The organism is Klebsiella sp. TF21-TM, assembly GCF_019753495.1.
GTDB classification, from domain to species: Bacteria; Pseudomonadota; Gammaproteobacteria; order Enterobacterales; family Enterobacteriaceae; genus Klebsiella; species Klebsiella quasipneumoniae.
In genome coordinates this window covers 58,212-70,629 of record NZ_JAIJYL010000014.1, presented here as the reverse complement: position 1 = coordinate 70,629, position 12,418 = coordinate 58,212, and the positions used below count along the sequence as shown (strand labels likewise).

Annotated in this window: 11 protein-coding genes; 3 read left to right on the top strand and 8 right to left on the bottom strand. The window is 59.0% G+C overall.

Going from position 1 to position 12,418, the window contains the following annotated elements; translation table 11 throughout:
- Positions 1–34: 34 nt before the first annotated feature.
- Genes K5R89_RS14965 through rfaD form a run of 5 tightly spaced genes read right to left on the bottom strand, consistent with a single transcriptional unit; the run spans position 35 to position 5,064 of the window.
- Positions 35–1,204, bottom strand: a complete 1,170-nt coding sequence (locus K5R89_RS14965; RefSeq protein WP_179207818.1) for an O-antigen ligase — start codon at positions 1,202–1,204, stop codon at positions 35–37.
- Positions 1,182–2,090: a sugar glycosyltransferase gene (locus K5R89_RS14960; protein WP_049013046.1), complete on the bottom strand. Its 909-nt coding sequence runs from the start codon at positions 2,088–2,090 to the stop codon at positions 1,182–1,184. Before K5R89_RS14960 ends, K5R89_RS14965 begins: the two co-directional genes overlap by 23 nt.
- Positions 2,090–3,061 (bottom strand): lipopolysaccharide heptosyltransferase RfaC, encoded by a 972-nt coding sequence (rfaC, locus tag K5R89_RS14955; RefSeq protein ID WP_217259435.1) that lies wholly within the window; start codon positions 3,059–3,061, stop codon positions 2,090–2,092. Before rfaC ends, K5R89_RS14960 begins: the two co-directional genes overlap by 1 nt.
- Positions 3,062–3,064: 3 nt before the next feature.
- Positions 3,065–4,123, bottom strand: coding sequence for an ADP-heptose--LPS heptosyltransferase RfaF (gene rfaF / locus K5R89_RS14950; RefSeq protein ID WP_217259436.1), 1,059 nt, complete (start codon positions 4,121–4,123; stop codon positions 3,065–3,067).
- Between the two features lie 8 nt (positions 4,124–4,131).
- On the bottom strand, positions 4,132–5,064 hold the full coding sequence (rfaD, locus tag K5R89_RS14945; RefSeq protein ID WP_023291355.1) for an ADP-glyceromanno-heptose 6-epimerase: 933 nt from the start codon (positions 5,062–5,064) through the stop codon (positions 4,132–4,134).
- 213 nt (positions 5,065–5,277) lie between these two features.
- Here rfaD and kbl point away from each other — a divergent pair, with 213 nt between their 5' ends.
- The 3 genes from kbl to K5R89_RS14930 all read left to right on the top strand — a co-directional run bounded on the left by kbl (position 5,278) and on the right by K5R89_RS14930 (position 8,467).
- Entirely contained in the window at positions 5,278–6,471 is a 1,194-nt protein-coding gene (gene kbl / locus K5R89_RS14940; protein ID WP_017900044.1) for a glycine C-acetyltransferase, read from the top strand.
- A gap of 12 nt (positions 6,472–6,483) precedes the next feature.
- Entirely contained in the window at positions 6,484–7,509 is a 1,026-nt protein-coding gene (gene tdh / locus K5R89_RS14935) for an L-threonine 3-dehydrogenase (protein WP_004205051.1), read from the top strand.
- A gap of 169 nt (positions 7,510–7,678) precedes the next feature.
- Complete coding sequence (locus K5R89_RS14930) at positions 7,679–8,467, top strand: glycosyltransferase family 2 protein (protein WP_023291354.1); 789 nt, start codon at positions 7,679–7,681, stop codon at positions 8,465–8,467.
- 5 nt (positions 8,468–8,472) lie between these two features.
- Here the strand turns inward: K5R89_RS14930 and K5R89_RS14925 are convergent, their stop codons facing one another.
- Genes K5R89_RS14925 through gpmM form a run of 3 tightly spaced genes read right to left on the bottom strand, consistent with a single transcriptional unit; the run spans position 8,473 to position 12,258 of the window.
- Positions 8,473–9,429 carry a divergent polysaccharide deacetylase family protein gene (locus tag K5R89_RS14925; protein ID WP_023291353.1) on the bottom strand — a complete coding sequence of 319 codons (957 nt, stop codon included), beginning with the start codon at positions 9,427–9,429 and terminating at the stop codon, positions 8,473–8,475.
- A gap of 3 nt (positions 9,430–9,432) precedes the next feature.
- Positions 9,433–10,704 carry a murein hydrolase activator EnvC gene (envC, locus tag K5R89_RS14920; RefSeq protein WP_023291352.1) on the bottom strand — a complete coding sequence of 424 codons (1,272 nt, stop codon included), beginning with the start codon at positions 10,702–10,704 and terminating at the stop codon, positions 9,433–9,435.
- A 9-nt stretch (positions 10,705–10,713) separates the two neighbouring features.
- Positions 10,714–12,258, bottom strand: coding sequence for a 2,3-bisphosphoglycerate-independent phosphoglycerate mutase (gene gpmM, locus K5R89_RS14915; RefSeq protein ID WP_086075609.1), 1,545 nt, complete (start codon positions 12,256–12,258; stop codon positions 10,714–10,716).
- Positions 12,259–12,418: the final 160 nt, after the last annotated feature.

Sequence of the window (12,418 nt, the reverse complement as noted above, 5' to 3'; positions counted from 1 at the left end):
AATATAAAAAAGGGCCGTCAGCGGCCCTTTCTTGTTAACGCTTTTCCGCCAGCCCTTTGCTGAGCGCAATGCCCAGCGGCAGCCAGAACAGCACCCAGGTTTCCCGGGGGTTGCTGATGATAAACATCCCCTGCGAGGCCATAAATACCAGCGCGTAAAACAGGATCGCCAGACTGTAGCGGCTGTCGGAGCGGCGCTTGCGCCACGCCTGCCACAGTCCGCAGGCAATGACCGCCAGCAACAGCAGTAAACCCACGATGCCGCCTTTCAGCAGGGCGCCCATATATACGCTGTGGGTGGTGGTGATGTGTTCGCCGCTGTAGTTGATGAAATCCAGTTCATAGCTGAAACCGCGTCCCAGCCAGGGCTGGCTGGCCATCTCCGACAGCGTATGGTGCCAGATGCTCAGGCGCAGTCCGCTTTGGGTGCCCAACTCTTCGAAACGGGCGAGCAGCATGTCGCCCACCGGCGTCATGACCAAAAGCAGAGCCACCAGCACGGCCAGCGCCGCGGCGATCAGCAGGTTGCGGCGGGTGAAGACGTGCAGGTGCAGCGTACAGCCGACCGCCAGCACCAGGGCGATGATCGGCCCGCGGCTTTGGGTCAGCAGCATCATCACCAGCATGATGGCCACTGGCAGATAGAGCCAGTGGCTGGCTTTTTCTTTCAGCAGCATGCCGCAGATTAAGATGCCGATGCCGCAGTATCCGGCAAGGTCGATAACGTTTGTTGGCCCGGGGTTCTCGGGAGAGACCGCCCGTTCGGTGAGGACCAGGGTGTGGTCGAACATCAGCGTCCACAGTGAGAGCACAGTGATCCCGCCAACCACCGCCAGCATGGCCAGGCGGCGGGTTCGTTCGTCGCTGAGCAGCATCGCCATCAGCAACAGATAGCCCGTCAGGTACACGCCGTGGGTGATCGGCGAGTCGATATGCTGCGGCGTATGGCCCCACAGGTTACTGAGGGCGTAATAGATAAAGAAGACCGCCAGCAGCGCCCAGGTCTGCCGCTGTTCGCGTAACACGCCGGCCAGCGCCTGGCGGTTTTCCGGGCGTACCAGCGAGAGCAAGAGCAGCAGGATCGATAAATGCAGCAGGTTATTGGTCCGGGTGGACATGCAAAAAATCGCGCTGAAAAATAAAAACAAAGGAAAAACAATCGAGTAACCCTGTCTGGCGTAGTTACTCATTTTTAAAGTACTCATTAAACGCAACCTTTTCGAAAATAGTGTCCGGCACAGCGCTTTCTGGTGAAAAATTAATGACCCGGATCTGGCGTTGCTGCAGTACCTGCGCGGCATGCGCAAAGGAGGGCATGACGAGGGTATCCACTTTTGTTGCCAGGTACGAAGGCAATTTTTCTTGTTGTGTTTCGTAGAATCGCGGCTGGTTGAAGTTAGTCATATCCAGACCACTCACCAGGATAGTGTTGAAGCCCAGCCAGGCGAGGATCTGCAGCGCCCAGTAGACCACCGTGCCGGCATCAAAGACGCCCTGGCGAATATCGGTACTAAAACAGATATCCGGGCGCTGGGGATGAAAGCACATCGCCGGATTCTGCTGGTAAGTGCGCTTTATCGCTTCGCTGGCGACTTTCGGCTGGTAAATCTTATAGCAACCGTCCTCAATCAACGCCAAACGGCAGCGCAGCGCGTCCGCATGGCGATCGACGATTTTGGCGATCCCATGCATGGTGGTGAATAGCAGAATGTCCGGCTGACTGACGATGGCGCGGATAATGTCCGGCTTCTTATCGAAAAACTCCATGTCGACGATGGTATAGAGCGAAAAGTGCAGGCGGTCGGCAAGATGCCAGGCGCCATTGACGCCCATCACCGGGATCGTTTTCGACAACAGGGAAAAATCGATATTGCGGGTCGAAGGGCCAGTGGCGGTCAGCAGGACTTCGCCCTGCATGCTGTTTTTCAGCGCGCTCAGGCTGACCAGCGGCACCGTTTTCCCTTTATAACGCAACGCGCTGATTTCGCCGCTCGGCGCGCGGGTGATGCGGGTAAAAGGCCACAGATTTTCATTGTGACGATAAGCGCGAGGGCGGGTGTAGCGATAGATCTGCTTAAACAGGGATCCCATCAGAGCAGCCCCTGATTTTGCAGAAGAAGATGAACCCGGCTGGCGGTAATATCGCCGGTGCTGGCGCTGTTTTCCGGCCGCACGATGTGCTGGTTTTTACCGTATCCGCCAATCAGCCCCGGATCGGTCGGGCCGTAGAGCGTGAAGTTCGGTTTATCCAGCGCGGCGGTCAGATGACTCAGGCCGGTATCGACCGAGACGACGGCCCGGGCGCTGGCCAGAACCTGCGCCACCTGCTCAAGGCTCAGGCGCGGCAGCACTTCAACATACTCCCGGCCTTCCGCCAGCCGCTTCGCCCGCGCCTCTTCGTGCGGGGCGCCCCACGGCAGCTTAATGCGGACGCCGCTGTCGGCCAGCAGATCGAGCAGTTCCTGCCAGCGGTTTTCCGGCCAGTGCTTATCGTCGCGGGTGGTGGCGTGCAGGAACACCAGATAGGGGGCGGCAGCGTTAGCCTCGTGCTGCAGGAAATGGCGCGCAATGGCGTAATCCCCCTGGGTTTGGGGTTTCGCGTAGCCGAGGCTTTTGGCGAACAGCTCGCGGGTACGCTCCACCGCGTGCTGCTGTTTCGCAATGTGGTGGCGGCGGTTGTAAAACAGGCTGGCCAGCGGCTCGCGGGCCGTTTGCCAGTCCATACCATGCTTGACGCCGTGCGCCAGACGGGTGACCAGCGCAGCGCTTTTCACCAGCCCCTGGGCGTCGATAATGGCGTCATACTTGACCGCCTGGACGGCCTCGCGAAAGGCTTTACGCTCCGCTTTGATCGGCGCGGAGAACCAGGCTTTACGCCAGCGGCGGATCGCCACCGGGATCACCCGCTCGACGCTGTCATGCCAGGAGGGGATCTGCGCGAAGCCTTCTTCCACAACCCAGTCGAAGCGGATGCCGGGGATGGCCTGCGCGGCGTCGGTCAGCGCGGGCAGCGTGTGCAGCACGTCGCCCATCGATGAGGTTTTTACAATCAATACCCGCATCCGCTACGCTTCCTCGTGCCCGGTTTTTTCCGTCAGCAATTCGTTCAGCTCTTGCAGGACGCGCTCTGGCGTAATGTCGATCAGGCTCTGATGATAACCTTCCGCGGCATCGCCTTTGCGCACCTTGTGGTAGCCGGTAATCAGACGGATCACGCGCGCTTTATGCGACAGCGGCGGGGTAAAGTCCGGACTGCTCGGGCCATACAGCGCCACCAGCGGGCGGTCCAGCGCCGCGGCGACGTGCATCAGCCCCGAATCGTTAGTCACCACCGCTTTACAGGCGGCAATCAGGATCACCGCCTGCTCCAGCTGGGTTTCACCCGCCAGATTCCGGCACCAGGCCTGCTGCTCGCTGCTGAGGGCGGCGATGATCTCTTTGCCGCCCTCGTTATCTTTTGCCGAGCCAAATAGCGCAATCTGATAACCATCGTCGATGAGCTTTTTCGCCAGCGCAGCATAGTGATAGTGCGGCCAGCGTTTTGCCGGGCCGAACTCCGCGCCGGGGCAAAAGCCGATGATCGGCCGATCGTTGGACAGGTTAAAGGCGCTGCAGGCCTGCGACTTTTCCCCTTCGTTGACCTGCAGCTGCGGCCATAGCAGCGGCTGCGGCAGATCTTTGGCGCAGCGCATCACGCCGTTGTCGTAGGCCAGCGCCACGTAGCGTTCCACCATCAGCGGCCAGGCGTCTTTGTCCAGCACCCGGGCGTCGTTGAGCAGGCCGTAGCGCATCTCGCCGCGCCAGCCGGTGCGCAGCGGGATGTTGGCGAAGAAGGGGACTAATGCCGATTTAAACGAGTTTGGCAGCACGTAAGCGCGATCGTAGCGACGCTCGCGCAGGCTGTGGCCGAGCTTGCGGCGTTCGCCGATAGCCAGCGCGCCGTGGCCCAGCGGCATCGGGATCGCTTCGTTCACTTCCGGCATGCGCGATAACAACGGACGACACCAGGCTGGCGCCATCACGTCGATAATCGCCTGGGGATAGCGCGCCCTGAGCGTACGATAAAGACTTTGCGACATCATCATGTCGCCCACCCAAGACGGGCCTACCACCAGAATTTTCATGTTATCTCTTACGCATCCCGATTCAGCCAGGCCATATACTCCGTTACGCCTTCGGCAACGGTTTTGAACGGTTTGTCATAGCCCGCTTTACGCAGGTTAGTCAGATCCGCCTGGGTGAACGCCTGGTAGCGGCCTTTCAGTTTGTCCGGGAATGGGATGTACTCGATGCTGCCTTTTTTGTGGTACGCCAGGGTCGCGTCGGCGACGGCCTGGAAGGATTCCGCGCGGCCAGTGCCGAGGTTGAAGATGCCGGAAACGCCGTTTTCCCAGAACCACAGGTTGACGTCAGCCACGTCGCCGACGTAGACGAAGTCGCGCTTGAAGCCGTCGCTGCCTTCGAACAGTTTCGGACTTTCGCCATTATTCAGCTGGGTGTTGAGGTGGAAAGCGACGCTCGCCATGCTGCCTTTGTGGCCTTCGCGCGGCCCGTAGACGTTGAAGTAGCGGAAGCCGACGATCTGCGAATTGGCTTCCGGCAGGATCTGACGAACGTATTCATCGAACAGGAATTTGGAGTAGCCGTAGACGTTAAGCGGCTGCTCATACTCGCGAGACTCGATGAAATCGCTGGTGCGTCCACCGTAGGTGGCCGCCGAAGAGGCGTACAGGAACGGAATTTCGCGCTCCAGGCAGTAGTGCAGCAGCTCTTTGGAGTACTGATAGTTGTTGTCCATCATGTACTTGCCGTCCCACTCCGTGGTGGAAGAGCACGCGCCTTCGTGGAAGATTGCGTCAATGTCGCCGAACTCTTCGCCTGCCATAATCTGGATCAGAAAGTCTTCTTTATCCATGTAGTCAGCGATGTTCAGGTCAACCAGGTTCACAAACTTGGTGCCGTCTTTCAGATTGTCGACAACCAGAATGTCGGTAATGCCCTTGTCATTCAGCGCTTTAACGATGTTGCTGCCGATAAAGCCTGCGCCGCCGGTTACGATGATCATAACTGTACCTTTGAAGTTGAGAGCCCGGAGACAATCCGGACATGAATGCTCATATCATATCACCACATGAGCAAGCCTACAGCCATTCGCAGAATAAGGTGCTGGGCTGACGTGATTTATGCTGCAAATAATTCATTCAGGCCTGCATCATCTCGTATCAGCGTATAGCTTTGGGTAATATGTGCCAAATTTTGCCGAATCTGGAGAGTTGCAATGCGTGGTGATTTCTACAAACAGTTAACTAGCAATCTGGAGACCGCTCGGGCCGAAGGCTTGTTTAAAGAAGAGCGCATCATCACCTCGGCGCAGCAGGCGGACATTACCGTCGGCGACAGCCACGTGATTAACTTCTGCGCCAATAACTATCTGGGTCTGGCCAACCACCCGGCGCTGATCGACGCGGCGAAATCCGGTATGGACAGCCACGGCTTCGGGATGGCCTCGGTACGCTTCATCTGCGGCACCCAGGATACGCACAAGCAGCTGGAGAAGAAGCTGGCGGATTTCCTCGGTATGGAAGACGCAATCCTCTACTCCTCCTGCTTCGACGCCAACGGCGGCCTGTTTGAAACGCTGCTCGGCCCGGAAGACGCCATTATCTCCGACGCCCTGAACCATGCCTCGATCATCGACGGCGTGCGCCTGTGTAAAGCGAAGCGCTTCCGCTATGCCAACAACGATATGCAGGAACTGGAAGCGCGTCTGAAAGAAGCCCGCGACGCTGGCGCGCGTCACGTGCTGATCGCCACCGACGGCGTCTTCTCGATGGACGGCGTGATCGCCAACCTGAAAGGCGTTTGCGACCTGGCGGATAAATACGATGCGCTGGTGATGGTCGATGACTCCCACGCCGTCGGCTTCGTCGGCGAAAACGGTCGCGGCTCCCACGAATACTGCGATGTGATGGGGCGCGTCGACATCATCACCGGCACGCTGGGTAAAGCGCTGGGCGGCGCCTCCGGCGGCTACACCGCCGCACGCAAAGAGGTGGTCGAGTGGCTGCGCCAGCGTTCCCGTCCGTATCTGTTCTCCAACTCTCTGGCGCCGGCCATCGTGGCCGCCTCCATCAAAGTGCTGGAGATGGTCGAAGAGGGCGCAGACCTGCGCGATCGCCTGTGGGCCAACGCGCGTCTGTTTCGTGAAAAAATGACTGCGGCAGGCTTCACCCTGGCGGGCGCCGACCACGCCATCATTCCGGTGATGCTGGGTGAAGCGGTGGTGGCGCAGAACTTTGCCCGCGAACTGCAGAAAGAAGGGATCTATGTCACCGGCTTCTTCTATCCGGTGGTACCGAAAGGCCAGGCGCGTATTCGCACCCAGATGTCGGCGGCGCATACCCCTGAACAAATTGAGCGTGCGGTGGAAGCCTTTACCCGCATCGGCAAACAACTGGGCGTCATCGCCTAATAAGGGTGTGAGATGAAAGCGTTATCCAAACTGAAAGCGGAAGAAGGCATCTGGATGACCGACGTACCGGAACCGGAAGTCGGCCATAACGATCTGCTGATTAAAATCCGCAAGACCGCCATTTGCGGGACCGACGTGCACATCTACAACTGGGATGAGTGGTCGCAGAAGACCATTCCGGTGCCGATGGTGGTCGGGCACGAATATGTCGGCGAAGTGGTGGGGATTGGCCAGGAAGTGCGCGGCTTTAAGATTGGCGACCGCGTCTCCGGCGAAGGGCATATCACCTGCGGCCACTGCCGTAACTGCCGCGCAGGCCGTACCCACCTGTGCCGCAACACCATCGGCGTGGGCGTCAACCGCCCGGGCTGCTTTGCCGAGTATCTGGTGATCCCGGCCTTTAACGCCTTTAAAATTCCCGACAATATCTCTGATGACCTGGCGTCCATCTTCGACCCATTCGGCAACGCCGTGCACACCGCGCTCTCCTTCGATCTGGTGGGGGAAGACGTGCTGGTCTCCGGCGCCGGTCCGATCGGCGTGATGGCGGCGGCGGTGGCGAAACACGTCGGCGCGCGTAACGTGGTGATCACTGACGTTAACGAGTACCGTCTCGAGCTGGCGCGCAAAATGGGCGTCACCCGCGCGGTGAACGTGGCGAAAGAGAACCTCAACGACGTGATGGCCGAGCTGGGGATGACCGAAGGTTTCGACGTGGGTCTGGAGATGTCCGGCGCGCCGCCGGCGTTCCGCAGCATGCTGGATACCATGAACCACGGCGGCCGTATCGCGATGCTGGGTATCCCGCCGTCGGATATGTCCATCGACTGGACCAAGGTCATCTTCAAGGGGCTGTTTATCAAAGGGATCTATGGTCGCGAAATGTTCGAAACCTGGTACAAGATGGCGGCGCTGATCCAGTCTGGCCTGGATCTTTCGCCGATCATCACCCACCGCTTCGGCATTGACGACTTCCAGAAGGGCTTTGACGCCATGCGCTCCGGTCAGTCCGGTAAAGTGGTTCTGAGCTGGGAATAACGCCTCCGGTCTGTTGTAAACATCAGCAAAAAAGGCGCCTGCGGGCGCCTTAATTTAGATTTGGATAACATTTTTAGCCTGCTTAATATCAAGCGCACAATTTCTACATCGATTTTACGGTTATTCGCTTATACAGTGTGTTTAGTCGCGGTTTAACTTTGAAACGATCATGCTTAAACTCTCCGTATGCTTACTGACCTGTAACTCTGCACGTCTGCTCATGGAGGTGCTGCCCCCGCTGCTGAAGGTGGCTGATGAGTGTATTGTCGTCGACTCCGGTAGCACCGACGAAACGGTCTCTATTTGTCAGCAGTTTGGTCTCACCGTCCATCATCATGCCTATAAAGCCCACGGCGCGCAGATGAACTATGCCATCGGGCTGGCCAGCCATGACTGGGTGCTGTGCATGGACAGCGATGAAATTCTTGATAACGACGTCGTGGCGGCCATTCAGGCGCTAAAAGCGGGGGAGGAGCCTGACCCAGCCTGCGCCTGGCGTTTGCCGCGCTACTGGTTTGTCCTCGGCACGCAGGTGCGGACGATCTACCCCATTTCCTCGCCGGATTACCCGGTGCGCCTCTTTAACCGCCAGCAGGCGCGGTTTAACGACCGGCCGGTGGATGACCAGGTGGTCGGACACGCGCGCTCCGTCAGGCTGCCGGGCTTTGTACGCCATGACACCTTTTATTCGCTGCATGAAGTGTTTAATAAGCTGAACAGCTATACCACCCGGCTGGTGAAGCACCAGCAGATCACACCTTCGCTGACGCGGGGGATCGTCAGCGCCATTGGCGCTTTCTTTAAGTGGTATCTGTTCAGCGGGGCGTGGCGCTATGGCAAAGTCGGCGTGGTCACCGGCCTGTACGCCACGTTTTACAGCTTTCTCAAATATTTTAAGGCGTGGTACGCCCACGAAGATAACCAGGCGCCCGTCGCGCAAAAGCGAACGGACCCCTGAGTGGTCTAGCTGCCGGGATTGTCCCAGCCCTGCCATTTGAGGCGATAGTACTGGACCAGCGCGCTCTGGCTGATGCTGTCGCTGAGGATAGTGAAGAAGCGGCTGGCGTTCACGGGCTCCAGCGGGCGCTTCGGCTTGCAATACTTCACGCCGTGGAACGGATTACGCGGCTTCTGCTGCTGCGGCGGCGTTTGTTGCGCAGGCGGCTGAGCGTAGTTTGGCGTCGAGTTGTCAACCTGCGGCTCGTTGAGCAGGCTGCTCGGGCGCACCAGCGTGATATCCGGCGGCAGGTTATAGACCATCTGCTGCAGCACCCGCACCGTCGTCGGATGCGGATGGCCAATGGCTATCGCCGAACCGTTACGCCGCGCCAGGGCGATGGCGCGGTTGAACTGAGTGCGGATATCGGCTTCATTCTGCGTATCGTCCAGAAACACCTTACGCTTAATCACCTTCACCCCGGTGCCCTGCGCGGCGCGCATGGCCTGGGTATTGCCGATGGTCACGCTGTCGAGAAAATAGAGATTGTAGCGCTCCAGGGCCTGCATCACCTTCTGCATGCCAAACAGGTTGGAGGTCATCGCGCTGCCCATATGGTTATTCAGCCCGACGGCGTAGGGGACTTTGCCATAGGCCTCGCGGATGATGCGCTCGATCTCCTCGCTGCTCATTTCGGGACGCAGGGTGTCTTTTTCCAGCGGCTGTTTGCTGAGCGGCGCCATCGGCAGGTGGATGAGCACTTCATGGCCCAGATTATGCGCTTTCGTGGCCATTTCCCGGGCGTGCGGCGCGTTCGGCAGCACGGCGACGGAGATAGTGGACGGCAGCGCCAGCACCTGATTTTCGGTCTGCGGGCGGTAGCCAAAATCGTCAATAACGATGGAGAGTTTGCCAGCGAACGCTGGCGCCGCCAGAGCCAGCGAACCGGCTACGGCAAGAGCAATTGCGCGAAATTGAAGCAAAACTTATCTTCCCAACCACGGCTGTGGATTGACCGCCTGACCCTGGCGGCGAATTTCGAAATAGAGCGACGGACGGCCCTGACCGCCGCTGCTGCCTACGAGCGCGATAGGCTGACCGGCACGCACCTGCGTACCGACGCTGACCAGCGCGCTTTGGTTATAGCCATACAGGCTCATGTCGCCTTTGCCATGCTCGACCACCACCACCAGACCATAGCCCTGCAGCCAGTCGGCCAGAATGACCCGACCATCGGCAATCGCTCTGACTTCGGTGCCTTCAGACGCGGCGATAACCATCCCTTTCCAACGTAGTTCACCTTGCAGCTGTTCGCCATATCGATGAAGGAGCGGACCGCGAACCGGCCAGAACGCCTGACCGCGCGGCGAGCCCAGCCCACCGGTGCGTGACATCAGCGAACGCTCGCTTTCCGTTGGTTTATAGGTGGTGCCTTTGCGCGATGCTTCCTGCTGGCGGTCGCGCACCGCCTGCGCATCGCGAGCTTCCCGATCGGCACGGGCTTTGGCGGCAGCCTCCGCCTGGGCGATACGACCGCGTAGGCGCGATTCGTTAGCCCGCAATTCACTTAACTGTTGCTGACCCCGCTGAATGGAGGACTCCAGGCCGGAAAGGGTCTTTTTCCGTTCGTTACGCGCCTGCTCCAGCTTCGCCTGCTGGGCTTTTTGCTCGTAGACCAGCGTCTGCTGCTGGCTCTGCTTCTCTTCGAGCATCGACTTTTGCACCGCCATCTCTTCGCGCGTTTTCTTCAGTTCCGCGATGGTTTCCTGGCGGGCCTGGTTGAAATAGCTGAAATAGACCTGCATCCGCTGATTGCGCTGACCCTCTTCACCGCTCAGCACCATCTGGATGCCGGTATGCGGCCCCTGGCGGAACGCCGCGTCAAGCTGCGCGGCGAGGTTACGCTCCTGAGACGCGCGCTGGCGCTCCAGCTTCGCGAGAGAAGCGTTCATCTCGTCAATCTGCTTATTGAGCTGGTTCAGGCTGTCCTGGGTTTCGCGCAGTTTGCGGGCCGCGGCGGCGATCGCCTCTTCCTGCGCTTTGAGCTGAGCGAGCAGGCTTGCGCGCTGCTGCTGCTGTTGCTTAATCGCCCGCTGCCTGGCGGCGATGTCGGCCTGGATGGACTTTAGCTGATCGCGATCGTCGGCGTGCGCAGATGACGCGCACAGTAATACGCCAGCGCTGAGCGCGCTGGCGTAAAGGACGGATCGAACTGCCGTTGCGATCCATGTAGTTGAATACGTCGCCTTTCCCCTCATGGGGAAGGATTATTCCACGATGAACAGCGGCTTGCCAGTCATCTCTTGCGGGATTTCCATTCCCATCAGCGACAGCATGGTCGGGGCGATGTCGGAAAGTTTGCCGCCATTGACCGCTTTAACCGCTTTGTTACCGACGTAAATCAGCGGAACCGGCAGGTTGGTGTGGGCGGTGTGCGCCTGACCGGTGGCCGGATCGCGCATCTGTTCGGCGTTACCGTGGTCGGCGGTGATCAGCAACTGGCCGCCAACGGATTCCACCGCCTGCGCCACCTGATCGATACAGTGATCCAGCGCTTCAACGGCTTTCACTGCCGCTTCCATCACGCCGGTATGGCCAACCATATCGCCGTTCGGGTAGTTACAGATGATGGTGTCGTACTGGCCGCCTTTGATGGCCGCGACCAGTTTTTCGGTCAGCTCGGCGGAGCTCATTTCCGGCTGCAGATCGTAGGTCGCCACTTTCGGCGAGTTAATCAGAATCCGCTCTTCGCCTTTGAACGGCTCTTCTACGCCGCCGTTGAAGAAGAAGGTGACGTGGGCGTATTTCTCGGTTTCGGAGATGCGCAGCTGGGTTTTATCGTGCTTCGCCATCCACTCGCCGAAGGTATTGGCCAGCGAGGCTGGCGGGTAGGCGCAGGCCACTTTGATGTCGGCGGCATATTCGGTGAGCATCACGAAGTCGAGGTTAACCACTTTCTTACGCGCAAAGCCGTCGAAGTCGGCGTTGACGAAGGCGCGGGTGATTTCGCGTGCGCGGTCAGCACGGAAGTTCATGAAGATCAGCGCATCGCCATCTTCCATCGCGGCATCGGCCTGACCGGCGGCGCGGATCACGGTCGCTTTCACGAACTCGTCGTTTTCGTCACGGGCGTAGGCAGCCTGCAGGCCGGCGACGGCGGTATCGGCCTGGAATTCGCCTTTCGCCAGCGTCATCAGATCGTAAGCCTGCTCAACGCGATCCCAGCGGTTGTCGCGGTCCATGGCGTAGTAGCGGCCAATGAGCGACGCGATGCGGCCCTTGCCCAGCGCGGCAAATTTGGCTTCGAATTTTGCCAGCGTTTTTTCCGCGCTGCGCGGTGGGGTGTCACGACCGTCGAGGAAAGCGTGCAGGTAGATCTTCTCAGCGCCGCGCTCTGCCGCCAGCTCCACCATCGCCATGATGTGATCTTCGTGGCTGTGAACGCCGCCCGGCGACATCAGACCCATGATATGTACCGCTTTACCCGCGGTAACCGCTTTATCGACCGCGGCGGTCAGTACCGGATTGGCGAAGAAGGTGCGCTCTTTAATTTCCACATCGAGACGGGTCAGGTCCTGATAGACGATACGACCGGCGCCCAGGTTGACGTGGCCCACTTCGGAGTTCCCCATCTGACGGTCCGGCAGGCCAACTTCCAGGCCGGATGCATCGATCAGGGTATGCGGACGTTTGGCCCACAGGGCGTCCATTACCGGCGTTTTAGCGCTGTAAATGGCGTTATCCTGTTGGTCTTCGCGATAGCCGTAGCCATCCAGAATCACCAGTACCATAGGTTTTTTAGTAACCGACATTGCGACAACCTCATGCTCAAAGACAGAAATTTTGCGTAATTTTACTACAGCTGAATCGTTTAAATCCCCGTGAAAGATCAAAGAAAGGGAGCGGCCGGGCCGCGGCGTGTCAGCGAGAACGGCTTTTTTTCGCCGCCGCCCGCAGAAAATACATTACATC